The 16,339-nt window shown below is 68.5% G+C and carries 13 protein-coding genes and 1 riboswitch; of the genes, 5 read left to right on the top strand and 8 right to left on the bottom strand.

All coding sequences use genetic code 11. The annotated features are described in order from the left end of the window. Window positions 1–67: 67 nt before the first annotated feature. A complete protein-coding gene (locus ACP7AZ_RS06095) occupies window positions 68–1,330 on the bottom strand; it encodes an OsmC family protein (RefSeq protein ID WP_426037069.1) in 1,263 nt (420 codons plus the stop codon). Between the two features lie 89 nt (window positions 1,331–1,419). After that, a riboswitch (TPP riboswitch) is annotated at window positions 1,420–1,526 on the top strand. 142 nt (window positions 1,527–1,668) lie between these two features. Between ACP7AZ_RS06095 and thiC the strand changes: the two genes are divergently transcribed. Then, window positions 1,669–3,498: a phosphomethylpyrimidine synthase ThiC gene (gene thiC, locus ACP7AZ_RS06090; RefSeq protein ID WP_426037724.1), complete on the top strand. Its 1,830-nt coding sequence runs from the start codon at window positions 1,669–1,671 to the stop codon at window positions 3,496–3,498. Between the two features lie 680 nt (window positions 3,499–4,178). Here thiC and ACP7AZ_RS06085 read toward each other — a convergent pair. Then, window positions 4,179–4,520 carry an endonuclease domain-containing protein gene (locus tag ACP7AZ_RS06085; protein WP_426037067.1) on the bottom strand — a complete coding sequence of 114 codons (342 nt, stop codon included), beginning with the start codon at window positions 4,518–4,520 and terminating at the stop codon, window positions 4,179–4,181. A gap of 372 nt (window positions 4,521–4,892) precedes the next feature. On the opposite strand from ACP7AZ_RS06085, the gene ACP7AZ_RS06080 reads away from it, so the two are divergent. Together ACP7AZ_RS06080 and ACP7AZ_RS06075 are read left to right on the top strand one after the other, a co-directional pair. Further along, window positions 4,893–5,459, top strand: a complete 567-nt coding sequence (locus ACP7AZ_RS06080) for a hypothetical protein (RefSeq protein WP_426037065.1) — start codon at window positions 4,893–4,895, stop codon at window positions 5,457–5,459. A gap of 67 nt (window positions 5,460–5,526) precedes the next feature. Continuing rightward, a complete protein-coding gene (locus ACP7AZ_RS06075) occupies window positions 5,527–6,201 on the top strand; it encodes a bifunctional 4-hydroxy-2-oxoglutarate aldolase/2-dehydro-3-deoxy-phosphogluconate aldolase (RefSeq protein WP_426037063.1) in 675 nt (224 codons plus the stop codon). 161 nt (window positions 6,202–6,362) lie between these two features. Here ACP7AZ_RS06075 and ACP7AZ_RS06070 read toward each other — a convergent pair whose 3' ends face one another. Next, window positions 6,363–6,908 (bottom strand): OmpA family protein, encoded by a 546-nt coding sequence (locus tag ACP7AZ_RS06070; protein WP_426037722.1) that lies wholly within the window; start codon window positions 6,906–6,908, stop codon window positions 6,363–6,365. 364 nt (window positions 6,909–7,272) lie between these two features. Here ACP7AZ_RS06070 and ACP7AZ_RS06065 point away from each other — a divergent pair, with 364 nt between their 5' ends. Then, window positions 7,273–8,052 carry a hypothetical protein gene (locus ACP7AZ_RS06065; protein ID WP_426037061.1) on the top strand — a complete coding sequence of 260 codons (780 nt, stop codon included), beginning with the start codon at window positions 7,273–7,275 and terminating at the stop codon, window positions 8,050–8,052. On the opposite strand, the gene ACP7AZ_RS06060 is transcribed toward ACP7AZ_RS06065, so the two are convergent. The 5 genes from ACP7AZ_RS06060 to ACP7AZ_RS06040 form a co-directional block, all read right to left on the bottom strand. Continuing rightward, a complete protein-coding gene (locus tag ACP7AZ_RS06060) occupies window positions 8,036–9,322 on the bottom strand; it encodes an MFS transporter (protein WP_426037059.1) in 1,287 nt (428 codons plus the stop codon). The two genes, ACP7AZ_RS06065 and ACP7AZ_RS06060, sit on opposite strands and share 17 nt — an antisense overlap. Window positions 9,323–9,422: 100 nt before the next feature. Then, on the bottom strand, window positions 9,423–11,627 hold the full coding sequence (gene katG, locus ACP7AZ_RS06055; protein ID WP_426037720.1) for a catalase/peroxidase HPI: 2,205 nt from the start codon (window positions 11,625–11,627) through the stop codon (window positions 9,423–9,425). Window positions 11,628–11,793: 166 nt separating this feature from the next. Beyond that, the gene (locus tag ACP7AZ_RS06050) at window positions 11,794–13,638 is read right to left on the bottom strand and encodes an LVIVD repeat-containing protein (protein WP_426037057.1); all 1,845 of its coding nucleotides are present in this window, start codon (window positions 13,636–13,638) and stop codon (window positions 11,794–11,796) included. A 29-nt stretch (window positions 13,639–13,667) separates the two neighbouring features. After that, complete coding sequence (locus ACP7AZ_RS06045) at window positions 13,668–14,393, bottom strand: DUF305 domain-containing protein (protein ID WP_426037055.1); 726 nt, start codon at window positions 14,391–14,393, stop codon at window positions 13,668–13,670. An 86-nt stretch (window positions 14,394–14,479) separates the two neighbouring features. Next, window positions 14,480–15,109 carry a hypothetical protein gene (locus ACP7AZ_RS06040; RefSeq protein WP_426037053.1) on the bottom strand — a complete coding sequence of 210 codons (630 nt, stop codon included), beginning with the start codon at window positions 15,107–15,109 and terminating at the stop codon, window positions 14,480–14,482. Window positions 15,110–15,345: 236 nt separating this feature from the next. Here ACP7AZ_RS06040 and ACP7AZ_RS06035 point away from each other — a divergent pair, with 236 nt between their 5' ends. Continuing rightward, entirely contained in the window at window positions 15,346–16,305 is a 960-nt protein-coding gene (locus ACP7AZ_RS06035) for an HNH endonuclease (protein WP_426037051.1), read from the top strand. Window positions 16,306–16,339 lie beyond the last annotated feature (34 nt).

Here is a 16,339-nt window from a genome sequence, read left to right as displayed (position 1 = left end):
CCGTAACGGTATCCGTTCGGTAAACAGTTGCAACGTAAGGGTAATGTCGAATAACCGACATAGGGGTCTAGGATGGCGCCTCCGTTTCGCAGACGGCCTGCATCTCGGCGAAATGCTCCTCCTCCTCCGGCGCCGCCATCGCCGGCGTGGCGCGGGTGATCACCCGGGCGCCGGCCTCCAGCGTGCGGTGGACCGGACATTTGTCGGCGATGGCGAACAGCCTGCCGCGCTGCGCCTCGCTCAGCGCCCCGTCCAGGATCAGGGTCCGTTCGAACACGTCGGGCGGCGTCTCGCCGCTCCGCTTCTCGTGGCGCACCTCGACCGAGCCGCGCTCCAGCGGGATGCCCTTCAGGTCGGCATAGAGCCGCAGCGTCATCACCGTGCAGGCCCCCAGCCCCGCCGCCACCAGCTCATAGGGCATCGGACCCGAGGCCAGTCCGCCGACCGAGACCGGCTCGTCGGCCATCAGCATGGCGCCGCCCGCCTCGACCCGCGCCTGGAACTTTCCCGCCCCCGTCTCGGACACCCGCACCACCCCGTCGGCGGCCGGGACCGGCAGGGGCGTGGTCATCCCGTCGATGTAGCGAGACGCCCAGGCCGCGATCACGCTGGCCGCATAGGCCGCATCCTTGGGTTTCGACAGAAGGTGGTCCGCCGTGTCCAGCGAGACGAAGCTCTTGGGGTGTTTCGCCGCCAGATAGAGGCCCGTCGACTCGTCGATGCCGACGATCTGATCGACCGGCGAATGCAGGATCAGCAGCGCCCGCTTCAGGGCCTTCAACCGCGCCGCCTGGTCCTGGGTCTTCAGACTCTCGGCGAAGCCCGGCCCGACCGTGATCGCCTTGCCGGCCAGGGTCACGCAATGGGTCTCGCCGTGCCTAAGTCCCTCGGCCTCGGGGCCGAGCAGCTTCAGCACATGGGCCACGTCGAACGGCGCGCCGATGGTCGCCACGGCCTTGATCGTCTCCATCCGTCCCGCCGCAGCGATCGCCGCCGCCCCGCCGAGGCTGTGGCCGATCAACAGGCCCGGCGCGCAGCCATGCGCGACCATATGGGCCCCCGCCGCGACCAGATCCTCGACGTCGACGGTGAAACCCGCCGGCATGGCCGCCATGCCCAGTTCTCCGATCCCGGCGAAGTCCAGCCGCAGCGTCCCCACCCCCTCGGCCGCCAGTGCCCGGCTGATCCGCGTCGCCGCCAGATTGTCCTTCCCGCAGGTGAAACAGTGGGCGAACAGCGCGAACGCCCGCGCCTGCCCGTCCGGCCGGTCCAGCACCGCCCGTACGCGCCGTCCGTCGGCACAGTCGAAGTCGAAGGGTTCGGTGCGCATAATGGTTCTCCGGGCTGCGGCGCCAGCCATAGCATTCCTCCCCCGTCGGGGGAGGAATGGACACCTCGCAATGGCAGGCCTATCGTCCGCGCGTTCTCCCGGGGGCGGCGCTCGAGCCGCTGAGATAGGCGTAAGCGCCTGACCGGCCGAACCTGATCCGGGTCATGCCGGCGAAGGGATGAGTACGCTTCGGTCCACACGCCACAGGACCAATCTCGCCCGAGCCGGCGCGACCCTCTGCAAGCACAGAGGCCGCCATGAACATTCTCGTCACACCGCCGTCGCTCCCCGAAGAGCCCAATATCGATCTGGCGCTTAAAGACGCACGCGACGAGGTCATGCGCGAGACCGGGACCATCCCGACCGGCGAGCGCGCCGGGTCGCACAAGGTCTATGCCTCGGGCGAGCTCTACCCCGACATCCGCGTGCCCTTCCGCGAGGTGGCCCTGCACCCCTCGGCCAATGAGCCGCCGCTGACCATCTATGACTCCTCGGGCCCCTACACCGACCCGACGGTGACCATCGACATCAAGCGCGGCCTGCCCCTCGTCAAATCAAGCTGGCAGCTCGACCGCGGCGACATCGCCCCCGTCGCCGAGCCGCGCGAGGTCAAGCCCGAGGACAACGGCCACGCCGAGGGCAAACACCTCGCCCCCCGCTTCGACACCAGCCACCACAAGGTCTTCAAGGGCGTCGAGGGCCGCCCGGTCACCCAGTACGAATACGCCAACGCCGGCATCATCACCCCCGAGATGGAATACGTCGCCATCCGCGAGAACCTGCGCCGCGAACAGTCCGCCCCCTGCATCCGCGATGGCGAGGATTTCGGCGCCTCCATCCCCGACTTCGTCACGCCCGAGTTCGTGCGTCAGGAGATCGCGCGCGGCCGCGCCATCATCCCGCACAACATCAACCACCCCGAGGTCGAGCCGATGATCATCGGCCGCAACTTCCTGGTGAAGATCAACGCCAACATCGGCAACTCGGCCGTCCTGTCCTCCGTCGACGATGAAGTGGATAAGTTGGTCTGGGCCACCCGCTGGGGCGCCGACAACGTCATGGACCTGTCGACGGGCCGCAACATCCACAACATCCGCGACTGGATCATCCGCAACTCCAGCGTCCCCATCGGCACCGTCCCGATCTATCAGGCCCTGGAGAAGGTCAACGGCGTGGCCGAGGACCTGAACTGGGAGGTGTTCCGCGACACCCTGATCGAACAGGCCGAACAGGGCGTCGACTATTTCACCATCCACGCCGGCGTCCGCCTGCCCTTCGTGCCGATGACCGCCAAACGCGTCACCGGCATCGTCTCACGCGGCGGCTCCATCATGGCCAAATGGTGCCTGTCGCATCACCGCGAGTCCTTCCTCTACGAGCATTTCGAGGACATCTGCGACATCATGCGGGCCTATGATGTGTCGTTCAGCCTCGGCGACGGCCTGCGCCCCGGCTCCATCGCCGACGCGAACGATGAGGCCCAGTTCGCCGAGCTGCGCACCCTCGGCGAGCTCACCAAGATCGCCTGGGCCAAGGGTTGCCAGGTCATGATCGAGGGCCCCGGCCATGTGCCGATGCACAAGATCAAGGCGAACATGGATGAGCAGCTGAAACACTGCCACGAGGCGCCCTTCTACACGCTCGGGCCCCTGACCACCGACATCGCCCCCGGCTACGACCACATCACCTCAGCCATCGGTGCGGCCATGATCGGCTGGTTCGGCACGGCCATGCTCTGCTACGTCACGCCCAAGGAGCATCTGGGCCTGCCCGACCGTCAGGACGTCAAGGACGGCGTCATCACCTACAAGATCGCCGCCCACGCCGCCGACCTCGCCAAGGGCCACCCCGCCGCCCGGCTGCACGACGACGCCCTGTCGCGCGCCCGGTTCGAGTTCCGCTGGGAAGACCAGTTCAACCTCGGCCTCGACCCCGAAACCGCCCGCAAATACCACGACGCCACCCTGCCCAAGGAGGCCCACAAGACTGCCCATTTCTGCTCCATGTGCGGCCCGAAATTCTGCTCGATGAAGATCAGCCAGGACATCCGCCGGGACGCGGCGGCGCAGAACGACGCCGGGGGTTCGCTGGCGGAGGCGGAGGCCGGGATGGCGGAGATGTCGGCGAAGTTCCGGGCGGGGGGGAGTGTGGTGGAGGTGAAGGTGTGAGGGCTCAAGCCTTCACGCCGGTATTGCAGAATGGGTGCGCCAGCTGGAGGTTACCGTTCCATCGCCATAGTCATTTTCGATCCATGCACGAAGAGCACTGAAACCTATGCCCACTCTCCTCCTCCTCGCCAGTCCGAACGTGGCCGGGAAGACCCCCTTCATCAACGGCTTCCTGGGTCAGAGGGCGGAGGCGTTCCGGTCTGTGAACCCGGACGCGGTCTCCCTCTCCCGGCGGGAGAGGGCTTGAGCGCCTGAGAGCCGTCAGGCGATCAGACTTGCGCAAAAGGGTGAGGGGTTGGCGGGTCCGTCGGCGTGAGCCGTCGCACGGACGGCGACCCAACTTCAGGCAGTAGCCCCTCACCCTTTCGGCTTGCGGCGCGCTTCGCTTGCCCAGCCTCAAGCCCTCTCCCGCCGGGAGAGGGTCGCCGTTGATCCTCCCTCTCCCGGCGGGTGGAGGAGGATCGCATGCGATCCGACGACGGGCTTGAGCGCCTGAGAGCGCCAGCGATCAGACTTGCGCGAAAGGGTGAGGGGTTGGCGGGTCAGTCGGCGTGAGCCGTCGCACGGGCACTGCTTGCGCCGACTTCAACGGATGCCCCTCACCCTTTCGGCTGGCGCATCGCTCCGCTCTGGGAGCCTCAAGCCCTCTCCCGCCGGGAGAGGGGTAAGGATTGAGAGGGTCACAACAAACCCAACACCCTCGCCCTGTCCCGGATCGCGTCGTCGATGCGCCACGGTTCGGCCAAGGCGGTCTCATTCGTGAAGCGCACGACCGTCCAGCCCAGCGCCACGATCTCGGTCTGGCGGACGTAATCGCGCAACACGACATCGTCGCGCTCGTGGACGCCGCCGTCGATCTCGATCACCGGGCGCAAGGCCACGCAGGCGAAGTCCACCGTATAGCGGCCGATGTCGTGCTGGCGGCGGACCTTGATCCCGTCGACCGCACCGCCCCTCAGCCGCGACCAGACGCGCTGTTCGGCCAGGCCGGCGGATTGGCGGAGAGCAGGGGCTCGCGACATGACCGGAGATTGCAACGCTCTCTCGATGCACAGGAAGCGGAAACTACGTTCCTTCCCTTCTCCCGGCGGGAGAAGGTGGCCGCGTAGCGGACGGATGAGGGGTTGGCCTGTCCGTCGGCGCAAGCCGCCGCACCGACGAAGACACGGCTCACGCCGACTTCAAACGCCAGCCCCTCACCCTTTCGGCTGGCGCATCGCTACGCTCCGCGAGCCTCAAGCCCTCTCCCGCCGGGAGAGGGAATCCCCCCATACCCATCAACGGATCGTCTGAATCCGCCTTTGAAATCAACGCCCGGCTCTAATGAGAGCCGTTTTACCCATCACCCCTGAAAACGGCCTCACACTGTTGCCCCTTCAACGGGAGCCACAACCATGACCGAGGACGAACACTCCACCCCCACAGGCCTGCGCGCGGCGCCGCCCGACGTGTGGGATGCGGTTCGGGACGACTATCTGGCCGGGATGTCAGGGCCCGACTGTTGCCGACGGCACGGGGTGACGCTGGCGGCGCTGCGGGCGCGGGCGTCGCGGCATGGATGGCGGCGGGCGGATCAGCCGTGGCGGCCGCCCCACACCCTGGACCCGTGGGACGAGGGGATGGAGCTCGAAGACAAGATCGGCGGCGACATGAACATGATCGACTTCGGCGACCTGCCCCATGTCGCCTCGTCGCGGATGGCGCGGGCGATCCTGCGCGGCGACGCGGTCGGGGCCCTGCGCTGGCACCGGGTGCATCACCTGGTTCAGGAGGACGACGACGACCTGCGTCGCTGGATCGAGACGGAGGACCTGCGCCAGCGCCGGGCCGAATGGGAGGCGGACCGCGACGCCCGGCTCGCGGCCGAGGACGAGGCCGAGGCCCTGGCTCAGGAGGCGCGCGACTCTGTCGACTCTGTCGAGTCTGTTTTGGAGTCGCGCCCTGAGGACGACGACCTCTGAAACCCGAACTGACTTGACGCAGGGGTCCTCGATCCGCGATCCCCAAGCCAGAGCCCGGAGCCCCATCATGCCCATCGACCGCGTTTCCGTCCTGAAAGCCCTCGAAGCCCAGGGCGTCTGCCCGGTCTTCTACAATCCCGACCCCGAGGTCGCGCTGAACGTGATCCGGGCCTGTGCGCGCGGCGGGGCGCCGGTGATCGAGTTCACCAACCGGGGCGACTTCGCCGTCGACCTGTTCGCCGAGATCGCGAAGGAGCTGGCCCGGACGGATCCGGACATCGTCCTGGGCATCGGCTCGGTGCTCGATGCGGGGACGGCGGCGATGTATCTGAACCGGGCGGCGCGGTTCGTGGTCTCTCCGGCGCTCGTGCCCGAGGTGGCGACGGTCTGCAATCGCCGGATGGTGGCCTATTTCCCCGGCTGCGGCTCGGTGCGCGACATCACCGAGGCCCACGCTTTGGGCTGCGACATCATCAAGCTCTTCCCGGGCGCCAGCGTCGGCGGGCCGGACTTCGTCAAGGCGGTCATGGGGCCCATGCCGTGGACCAGGATCATGCCGACCGGCGGCGTCGACCCCGACGCCGCCTCCATCGCTAAATGGTTCGGCGCCGGGATCGTGGCGGCGGGCATGGGCTCAAAGCTCGTCACCGACGCGGCGGTCAAGGCGGGCGACTGGGCCGGGATCGAGACCTCGGTCCGGGGCGCCGTCGACGCGGTGGCGGCGTTCCGGGCGGGTCGGTAATCCTTCTCCCTCCCCCTCGGGGGAGGGTCGGCGATGCGGAGCATCGGCGGGGTGGGGACGACCAGGCGAGGTGGCGCAAATCCTGCGTTGTTTCGCCTTGCCGCCCCCACCCGGTCGCTTCGCGACCACCCTCCCCCGCAGGGGGAGGGAGAAGGTTCGGCCTAGCTCAGCACCACGATGGCCACGCGCCGGTTCTGGGCGCGGCCCTCGGCGGTGGTGTTGTCGGCGACCGGCGCCTCCTCGCCATAGGAGATGGTCGCCATCCGGTTCAGGGCGATGCCCTGGCGGCTCAGCGAGCGACGCACGGCCTCGGCCCGGGCGGCGCCCAGCTGGTCGTTGTAGGCCTCGGGTCCGGCGGCGTCGGTATGGCCCTGGATCTCCAGGTAGACGTTGACGTTCTCGGCCTTCAGCCGGGTCGCCAGCTCGGTCAGACGGGCCTCGGCCTCGGGCGACAGGGCGTCGCGGTCCGACGGGAATTTGACGGAGTCATCCGACAGGACGACCTCGTACATGAATTTGCCCTCGGCCAGCTGCTGGGCCGCGGTGGCGCGCTGCAGGGCGTCGTTGGCGGTGCCCGCGACCTCGGTCACCCGGGCGTCGGTGGCGTTGACGCGGCTGTCGACCACGGCGACCTCCTCACGCACGAAGCCGCGCGTGGCGACACAGCCGCTGAGGATCAGGCCGGCGGCGAGGACGACGCCGGTCATCAGGACGGGGCGCAGGTTGGCGTGGGGGAATGCGAGGGTCTGGGACTGGATCAAGGGGATCTCCTGAGGGGCCGGTGCGCCACTTCCGAACGTCGCGCAGTTGTGATCAGGGTGGCGCCGAAAGGCCCAGGCATGACCGGCATGCGGCATGATTCCGGCACCTTGGCCGTAAGGATTGGGGCCAAGGCAGGCCTCAGGGCGGTCACGATCCTGACGCGAGGGGGTGGTCTCTCACAGGCGATCGGGCGTGTGATGCGTCGCCTCCACGGGCCTGTCTGTGCCGCCAAGCGTCGAAAGCGAAACGGGAAAACGGCCTTCGGGCCCTGCGCCCAGGCGGCGCTCGCGCCGCGCCTGGGGGCCCGGGGTGGCGGTCAGTCTGATCGCCCATGCGACGGTGCTGCTGGCCTTCCTGACCGTCGCCCCGACCCCGAAGATTTTTTCCGTGGAGCCGCCGCCCGAACCGATCATCGTCTCCCTGACCCCTCCCCCACCGCCCCTGGCCGTCGCGGAACCCGACCCCCCGCCGGGCGCCGCCGTGCCCTCACAGGCGGCCGAACCGCCCGCTCCGGCCGCCCTCGCCCCGACCCCGCCGAGGCCCCGGCCGCCCCCCGCGCCGCGCCCCCCGCGCCCGGCCCCGCCCGAGGTCGAGCCCCTGTCTGTCGCCCCCGCCCCGCCGGGCCCGGCGCCGGCCCCTCCTCCCGCCGGCCTCACCCAGGCCCAGCTCGCCGGCGCGGCCACGGCGGGGTCCGGCTCGGGCGGCGGAGGATCTGGAGAGGCCGGTGGCGGGGGCGGCTCGGGGACCGGAGCGGGCCGTTGCGACATGATCCGGCGGGTGCAGGACGCCCTGCGAGACAACCCCGGCGTGGTCGCCGCCGCCGGCCGCGCCCATCACGCCCTGCCCGCCTCCCGGCGCGCTCTGCTGGTCTGGGACGGAGACTGGGTGATGAATCCGGGCGAGGAAGGCCGCGGCCTCGCGGGCCTGCGTCAGGCCATCGCCGTCGCCATCGCCTTCGCCCCCGCGCAGTGTCGCCGCCAGTCGATGAGCGGTCTGGTCCTGCTGACCCTCGCCGACGGCTCCGATGCGCCGCGTCTGGCCCTGGGTCAGGGTCAGTGGCGCTGGTCGGACCTCACCGGCGCGCGCTGAGCGGTGCGGTCTCAGGCGCCTGCCAGAACACCGGCAGCACCACCAAGGCCACGATCGCAATCATCGCCCCAGGGACCCAGTTCGCCCCCGTCACCTCGATCAGCCACTGCGCCAGCCAAGGGGTAAAGCCTCCAAACACAGCCGTCGCCGAGGTCGCCCCGAGCGCCAGCCCCGTCAAACGACCCTCGCCCGGGAACTGCTCCGCCGTCGCCACAGCCCCGACCGCGCTCACCCCGCCCGCGACGCAGGCCAGAACCACCGCGCCCAGCAGCGCCCCGTTCTGTCCGCCCACAGCCATCAGCGAGAACATGGCGGCGGGCATGGCGGCGGCGCACAGGGCCAGGGCGATCAGCACCGGCTTCCTGCCCCAGCGGTCCGACAGCATCCCGGTCAGGGGCGTAATCAGGATGACCACCACCGCCCCGATCGTCGCCAGCCACAAGGACACCGTCTCCCCCAACCCGCCCGTCGAGGTCAGGAAGACCGGCACATAGGTGATGCCGACATAGTAGGTGATCGACCCCAGTGCCGAGATGGCGAAGGCGCGCGCGATCCCCTTCCGGTGATGCCTCAGGGTGTGCAGCAGGGGACTGGCCGGCACGGTCCCTGCCTTCTTCTGCCGCTCGAAGTCCGGCGATTCCTGCATCGTCGACCGGGCCAGCCAGACGCTCCCGGCCAGCAGCGCCCCGACCACAAACGGGATCCGCCAGCCCCAACTGTCCAGGTCTGCCGGGCTCAGCAGGTGTGCGGTGACCGCGCACACCCCCACCGCCAGCAGCGCCCCGATCTCGCTCGCCGCCGAGGCCGAGGATGCGATCAGCCCGCGCCGGTGACGCGGCGCGCCTTCCAGCAGATAGGCGACCACGCCCGTGTATTCCCCGCCGACCGAGAACCCCATGACGCAGCGGACCAGCAGAAGGGCGACGCCGGCCGCCGGTCCGATCAGGCTGTAGGTGGGCAGGGCGGCCGTGACGATCATCGCCGCCGTCATCAGGGCGACTGAGAGCAGCATCGTATGACGCCGCCCGAACCGGTCGCCGATATGGCCGAACATCACCGCGCCGATCGGCCGCATCAGATAGGCCACGGCGAACCCGCCGAGCGTGATCAGCAGCGACGCCTCCCCGCCGCCGAAGAAGACCCGCGAGAGAACGGTGGCCAGATAGAGATAGAGGGTGAAATCATACCACTCGACCACGGTCGAAAAGGCCGCGATGGCCATCGACCGTTTGGTCATGGGCTGGTGGTCGAGATCGTCCGTGTCCGTCATCCGCAGCCCCCGGTGCTCACGAACCACCGTGGCCCGGACTTGCCGGAATTGAAACCGGGCGCGGCCGTGTCCGGCCGCGCCCGGTCATCTCACGCCAACCTCAAGCCAGGTCGAAGCGGTCCGCGTTCATCACCTTGGTCCAGGCCGCCACGAAGTCTTCCACCAACTTCCCGGCGCTGTCCGACTGGGCATAGACCTCGGCCAGGGCCCGCAGCTGGGAGTTCGACCCGAACACCAGATCGACCCGGGTCGCCGTCCACTTCGGTTGGCCGGTCGCACGGTCGCGGCCCTCGAACTCGATCTCCTCGTCCGAGGTCGCGGTCCACACCGTGGCCATGTCCAGCAGGTTGACGAAGACGTCGTTGGTCAGCTGTCCGGGGCGGTTGGTGAAGACCCCATGCTGGACGCCGTCGGTGTTGGCGTTCAGCGCGCGAAGCCCACCCCACAGCACCGTCATCTCGGGCGCCGTCAGGGTCAGCAGCTGCGCCCGGTCGATCATCATCTCCTCTGCCGTCAGGCTGAACTGGCCCCGCTGATAGTTGCGGAAGGCGTCAGCCTCCGGCTCCAGCACCGAGAAGGACTCGATGTCGGTCTGGGCCTGGGAGGCGTCAGCGCGGCCGGGGATGAAGGGAACCTCGACATCATGGCCGGCTGCCCGGGCCGCCTGCTGCACCCCGACCGAGCCGGCCAGCACGATCAGGTCGGCCAGGGACACCGTCTTGCCGCCGGCGTTGAAGTCGCGCTGAATTCCTTCCAGCACGCCCAGGACCTTCGACAGCTGGGCCGGCTGGTTGACCGGCCAGTTGCGTTGCGGCTCCAGCCGGATGCGCGCGCCGTTGGCGCCGCCCCGCTTGTCCGATCCGCGGAAGGTCGAGGCCGAGGCCCAGGCCGTGGCCACCAGTTCCGTCACACTGAGGCCCGACGACATGATCCGGGCCTTCAGCGCCCCGACATCCGTAGCATCGATCAGCGGCCCATCGACCGCCGGGATGGGATCCTGCCACAGCAGTTCCTCCTGCGGCACCAGCGGGCCGAGGTAGCGGTCCTTCGGCCCCATGTCGCGGTGGGTCAGTTTGAACCAGGCGCGGGCGAAGGCCTCGGTCAGCAGGGCCGGGTTGTCGTGGAAACGCCTGGAGATCGGCGCATAGATCGGGTCCTTGATCAGGGCCAGGTCGGTGGTCAGCATCATCGGCTTGACCCGCTTGCCGGCTTCATGGGCGTCGGGCGCCAGGTCGGCGTCGGCGATGTCCTTCGGCGTCCATTGATAGGCGCCGGCCGGGCTCTTGGTCAGCTCCCAGTCATACTTGAACAGCAGGTCGAAATAGCCGTTGTCCCAGGTCGTCGGGTGGGCCGTCCAGGCGCCCTCGAGGCCAGAGGTGATGGCGTGCTTGCCCTTTCCGCTTTCCCAGCTGTTCTTCCAGCCTAAGCCCTGTTCCAGAATGCCGGCGCCCTCGGGTTCGACCCCGACATGCTTGGCATCGCCGGCGCCGTGCGCCTTGCCGAAGGTGTGGCCGCCGGCGATCAGCGCGACCGTCTCCTCGTCGTTCATGGCCATGCGGGCGAAGGTCTCGCGGATGTCCCTGGCCGAGGCCAGCGGATCCGGCTTGCCGTTCGGACCTTCCGGATTGACGTAGATCAGACCCATCTGGACGGCGGCCAGCGGCTTATCCAGCTCGCGCTCGCCCTGGTAGCGGTCGTCGGCCAGCCACGTGTCCTCGGCGCCCCAGTGGATGTCCTCCGACGGCTCCCACACGTCCTCGCGGCCGAAGCCGAAGCCGAAGGTCTTGAAGCCCATCGTCTCCATCCCGACGTCGGCTGACAGGATCATCAGGTCGGCCCAGCTGACCCGGTTGCCGTATTTCTGCTTGATCGGCCACAGCAGGCGGCGCGCCTTGTCGAGGTTGCCGTTGTCCGGCCAGGAGTTCAGCGGCGCGAACCGTTGCGTCCCGGACCCCGATCCGCCGCGCCCGTCGCCGGTGCGATAGGTCCCGGCCGAGTGCCAGGCCATGCGCACGAAGAACGGCCCATAGTGACCATAGTCCGCGGGCCACCAGTCCTGGCTGTCGGTCTGGAGGGCCCGCAGGTCGGCCTTCAGCGCCTCGATGTCCAGCTTCGCGAACTCATCCCGGTATTTCAAAGTCGGCGCGAACGGGCTGGTCAGCGACGAATGCTGGGACAGGATTTTCAGGTTCAACTGGTTCGGCCACCAGTCGCGGTTCGAGCGTCCGCCGAAGCTGGTGTGGAACTGCACGCCATGGCGCAGCGGGCATTTGGTGGTGGGCTCGACGAGGTCGCTTCCGTCCATGGGCATGGTTCTTCTCCGGTCGGGTCCGAGTTGGGGGCGAATGAGTAACAGACCTCGGTCGAAAACTTAAGTCGATTAAACTGATGGTCAGGATCGATGGAGGTTATGGCACGAAAAAGGGCGGCGGGATCGCTCCCACCGCCCTCCGCCTTCAAGGATCGAGCGCTTACGCCGCGAGCCGCTGCAGCAAGCCCGACAGCGCCGTCATGCGCGCCTTGGTCGCCGCGCTGGCGTCTTCGGGGGCCGTCGCGAGAGCGGTCGCCAGCTCACCCGCAGCAGCCTTGTCGGCCGAGCCCGAGCGCCAGCCGGCAATCACCGCACGCACCCGCGCCTCGACGCCGTCCTCGATCGCGTCGGTGCGCGCGAGTTGATCGACGTAGGAGGCCGCAACGTCGGGGCTGTCGACCCACTCGATCTTCGTCTGGGTCTGCGGGTTGATCTCGACGCTCATGATGGCCTCGGCCGCCGCGATCTCGGCCGCCGACAGATCATCGCTGGGAAGCAGTTTGAGCACATCCAGACCACGCGCGATCTCGCTGGAATAGATCCGGCCGTTGAGCCAGTAGGCCGACCACGACCCGCCGACGTACAGCCGTTCGGCGCTCAGCGGACCGCGGTCGAAGAAGGCGATCTCGACCGGCTTCATCGCATCGGTGAAGTCCATGATCGAGATGCCGCCCTGGTACCAGGACTGGACCATCAGGTCGCGGCCGGGGACCGGAATGATGTTGCCGTTGTGGGCCACGCAGTTCTCGGTCGCGCCCTGCGCCGACGGCAGCTTGTGGAAGCTGCGGCCGGTCAGGGTCCGGTCGGCGATCGTGGCGATCATGTTGGCGCCCCAGGTCGCCGGATCCTCGGCCGTGCAACGCGCGCCGATGCCGCCGCCCCACTCGTCGGTGAAGACCACCTTGTCGCCGGCGTTGTTGAAGGTCGCCGAGTGCCAGTAGGCCATGTCGGGATCGAACATGTCCGACGTCCGCGCCGGGTTCTCCGGGTCCGAAATGTCCAGCAGGATGCCGTTGCCGCTGCACGCGCCGCCCGCCAGGCCGATCTCCGGATAGACGGTAATGTCGTGGCACTGGTTGGTCTGGGCGGTGTTCTGGCTGGCGATGCCGGCGCGCCCGCCGCGCCACAGGCCCGCGACCCGGCCCGTCGTGCTGTCGGCGAAGATGCGCGGACGGTTCACCAGGGCGGCGTTCTCCGGATGGTCCAACGGCACCTTGATCACGTCGATCGAGAACAGGGCCGTCTCGGGGTTCGTATCCGGCTGGCCGTCCGTGCAGATGTCCAGCTCGCCCGCCTTGCGCACGCTCGATGTGCCCTGGCCGTAGACGTACAGCACGTTGGGATCCGTCGGGTGCGGCAACAGGGTGTGGGTGTGCGAGCCGCGGCAGGTCTGGACCGCCGCAATCTGGCGCGGGGCGTTGAGGTCCGAGATGTCGAAGATGCGCACGCCGCGGAAGCGTTCGGCGCTGACCTCGCCCTCGTTGCCGCCGCCGCTGCAGTCCAGACGGCCGCGGTTCTCCTCGACCGACATGAACAGCAGGTCGCCGTGCACCGACACATCGCCCTGGCCGCCGGGGCAGACCACCGACATCACCAGCCGGGGCGCGCCGTTCGACACGTCATAGGCGTTGAAGCCGTTGAAGTTGCCGACGAACAGCCGGCCGTTCGACATCGCCATGTCCGAGTTCGCCATGCCCAGGACGCTGAAGGCGTTGTTGCCCTCGGCCGCGGCCCGCATGGCGGCGCGCTCCTCGTCGGTCTTCGGCGGCGAGAACATGGTCTCCGATGTGCCGAAGCCCGGCGCGTGCGGCGTGTGGCTTTCCAGCGCCATGCCGAGCGCCGCCTGTCCGGCGTCGTCGTATCCGGCCGACAGGCTCGAGCGCACGTCGGCGGTGATGACCTGAAGCTCGCCCGGTCCCGACGATTGCTGCGCCGCCGCGGCGGCGGCCCCCAGCAGAACGCCCAGGGCGGCGACGGTGGAAAGCAGTGTCTTGCGCAGGATCATGGACATCTCTCGGGTCTGGAGTTCGGGGTTCAAAGGTCGGACAGCAGGGACTGCATGCGCAGGATCTCCGCCTGCTGGTCGGCGACGACGGCGGCGGCGAAGTCGGACAGCATCGTATCGTTCGCCGCGTCGGGCCGGGTCATCAGGTCGTCGACCATGTCGAGCGCGCCCTGATGGTGCTGGATCATGCCGGTCAGGAACAGGCGGTCGAACGCGGTCCTCCGCGCCCCGGCCAGGGTCCGCATCTGGCGCGGCGTCAGCATGCCGGCCATCGGTGCGACGTCGTCCGGATCCGGGGCGGCGGCCGCGGGGTTCATGTGGGCGGAGTGATCCATGCCGCCGTGACCGGCGTGCATCCCCGCCATGTCGGTCATGGCCTCGGCCTGCCCCCGCTCGGCCAGCCAGCCGCGCATCAGCGCGATCTCGGCCTCCTGGCTCAGGGCGATGCGGCGGCCCATCAGCCCCACCGTCGGATCAGTCCCGTGCGTCTGCAGCAGTTCGACCATCTCCACCGCCTGGGCGTGGTGGACGATCATATGCTGCATGAAGCGGACGTCGTCTGCAGTGAAGGTCGTGCGCCCCAGGGCCCGCGCCGCCTCGGGCGTGACGATCCGCGAGGCCTGTCCCGGCGCGCCCGGCTGGAAGATCGGCACGGACTGGGCTGGCGCCGACTGGGCCGGCACGGACCGGGCGGAGGCCGGAGCTCCCGCCAGAGAGATCGCCAGCGCCAGAAGAATGCCAAACTCGCCGCGCACGCTACACCACTCCCGCGCCGCACGTTTCGGCCACAATCCAGACTAGGCGCTGGCCGCGCCAAAGGGCAAGCCGCTTGCCGACATCGTCACGGCCGGCGGTCGCAACCCCCGTCATCCGGCCTCCGACCCCCCCCCCCCCCCCCCCGTTCGATCTCGCGCAGGCGTTCGGCGTCGCGATCCTCCGCCTCCAGCCGCTCCAGCACATAGGCCAGCGCCGCCTCGTCCTGCGGCGACGGCCTGTTCCCGGCCCAGTCATCGGCCCCCGCCGCGCCCAGCCTCGCATAGGCTTCCGCCAGCCCGGCCAGAGCCTTGGCCTCGATCCACAGCCGTGACTTCATCGCCCGCCCGGACGCCAGCGTCGCCAGCCGCGCCAGGGCGATCGCGCTGGTCGCATCGGGGTCGTCGTCCGGCGGCGGGGCGAACAGGGTGGTCAGGGCCGGCTCGACCGTCTCCCCCCGGGGCCCCAGCTTCGCGTCCCGCGCCTTCGCCGCCAGCGTGACCGACCTGGCGTGCGCCCGCGCCCGTTGGTCGCCGCAGTCCCGCTTGGTCATCTTCGCCGCGCTGACGTGGCGATAGACGGAGTTGGGCGCCACCTTCCACTTCGCGCCCAGTTGTTTCGCCGTGGCGCCGTTGGCGTACTCCTCGACGATCAGGGCCCAGGTCTCGTCCGAGAGCCGGAAATAGGTCGCAGGGGCTTCGGGAGGAGCTTTGGCCATGCCGACAGTGTGCGGCCGCCGGGAGGGCATGCGCGGATAAAGGCTCTAAATAATGCCGGACCTTGATCCGTATGGCGAAATCGGACGATCCGTTGATGGGTATGGGCCGGATCACAGTCGCCGCTAGCCTAAAACCCGTACAACTGGCACTCCTACCTTAGGTAGGAATCAGGCGTGCAGCACCAACCACAGCTAGGAACTCGCGCCGGATCGATCTCTCACGAGACGCATCGCCTGTGACCGCGCTTCAGGATCGGCTTCAGACTCTCACCGAAGAGCATCGCCGCGCGCTCCAGTGGTTCTGGGATCGGCGCGGCGAGCTGATTGGCTGGCCCGAACCGCTTGAAGGCCTGTTCTTGGTCAACCGCCCGAAGGGCATTCATAAGCCCAAGGGCTGGACCCACACGCTCAGCGTCCGGCAGTCACTCACAGGCCCCTATGCCGACCGACCGCCCGTCGGACAGATGGATGGCGTTTGGACCTATCAGTATTTTCAAGAGGGCCAGGATCCGGCCGAGCGGGACAGCTATGCGACCAATCGCGGCCTGATGGCGTGCGCGCTCGATGATGTTCCGGTCGCCGTGCTTATTCAGGAGAAGGGACGACCCAAGGTCCAGTATCGCGTGTGGGGCCTCGCCAAGGTGGTCGGCTGGCACGAAGGCCACTTCACCTTGCGAGGTTATGATGCCGCCGGTGAGACGCAAAGTCCTCCCGTCAATGAGCCTGACCTCGTCTACGAACCGCCCACATCCGCCTACGGCGGAGTGGCCGAACCGGGCCCGCCGTTAAACTCGGAAGACGCGCGAAAGCGCATAGAGGCTCAAATTGTCGTCCGCCAAGGCGGTGCTAAGTTCCGCAAACAAGCCTTGAAGACCTTCAACGGCCGCTGCGCCATTTCCGGATGGGACGTCGAAACCGTCTTAGAGGCTGCGCACATAGTACCCTACAGGGGACCTCAGACGGACCAGGCGGACAACGCCCTCCTGCTCCGGGCCGACCTGCACACCCTATTCGATCGAGAAATGCTTCACATCGACCCGGACAGCCGACGCATCGTCTTGGCGACAAGCCTCCAGCATGGCCCCTACAGAGTCTTTGCAGGGCAAGAAGTTCGCTTGGCGGAGGGTGTCTCAGCTGAGACCTTCAGAGGTCGCCTTATCCAACGCAGCGAACAGCTAAAGCCAAGCCTTACTTAGACGGCCCGCCGCTCGTAGCGGATGAGGTCATACT

Source organism: Brevundimonas sp. DC300-4, from assembly GCF_049897365.1.
Taxonomy (GTDB): Bacteria; Pseudomonadota; Alphaproteobacteria; order Caulobacterales; family Caulobacteraceae; genus Brevundimonas.
The sequence above is the reverse complement of the archived record's forward strand: the minus strand, read 5'-3'. Positions and strand labels throughout refer to the sequence as shown.

Coding starts and splice junctions, on each gene's coding strand:
- ACP7AZ_RS06095 (WP_426037069.1), bottom strand. CDS start 1,330: ATGCGCACCGAACCCTTCGACTTCGACTGTGCCGACGGACGGCGCGTA.
- thiC (WP_426037724.1), top strand. CDS start 1,669: ATGCGCGAGACCGGGACCATCCCGACCGGCGAGCGCGCCGGGTCGCAC.
- ACP7AZ_RS06085 (WP_426037067.1), bottom strand. CDS start 4,520: ATGTCGCGAGCCCCTGCTCTCCGCCAATCCGCCGGCCTGGCCGAACAG.
- ACP7AZ_RS06080 (WP_426037065.1), top strand. CDS start 4,893: ATGACCGAGGACGAACACTCCACCCCCACAGGCCTGCGCGCGGCGCCG.
- ACP7AZ_RS06075 (WP_426037063.1), top strand. CDS start 5,527: ATGCCCATCGACCGCGTTTCCGTCCTGAAAGCCCTCGAAGCCCAGGGC.
- ACP7AZ_RS06070 (WP_426037722.1), bottom strand. CDS start 6,908: ATGACCGGCGTCGTCCTCGCCGCCGGCCTGATCCTCAGCGGCTGTGTC.
- ACP7AZ_RS06060 (WP_426037059.1), bottom strand. CDS start 9,322: ATGACGGACACGGACGATCTCGACCACCAGCCCATGACCAAACGGTCG.
- katG (WP_426037720.1), bottom strand. CDS start 11,627: ATGGACGGAAGCGACCTCGTCGAGCCCACCACCAAATGCCCGCTGCGC.
- ACP7AZ_RS06050 (WP_426037057.1), bottom strand. CDS start 13,638: ATGATCCTGCGCAAGACACTGCTTTCCACCGTCGCCGCCCTGGGCGTT.
- ACP7AZ_RS06040 (WP_426037053.1), bottom strand. CDS start 15,109: ATGGCCAAAGCTCCTCCCGAAGCCCCTGCGACCTATTTCCGGCTCTCG.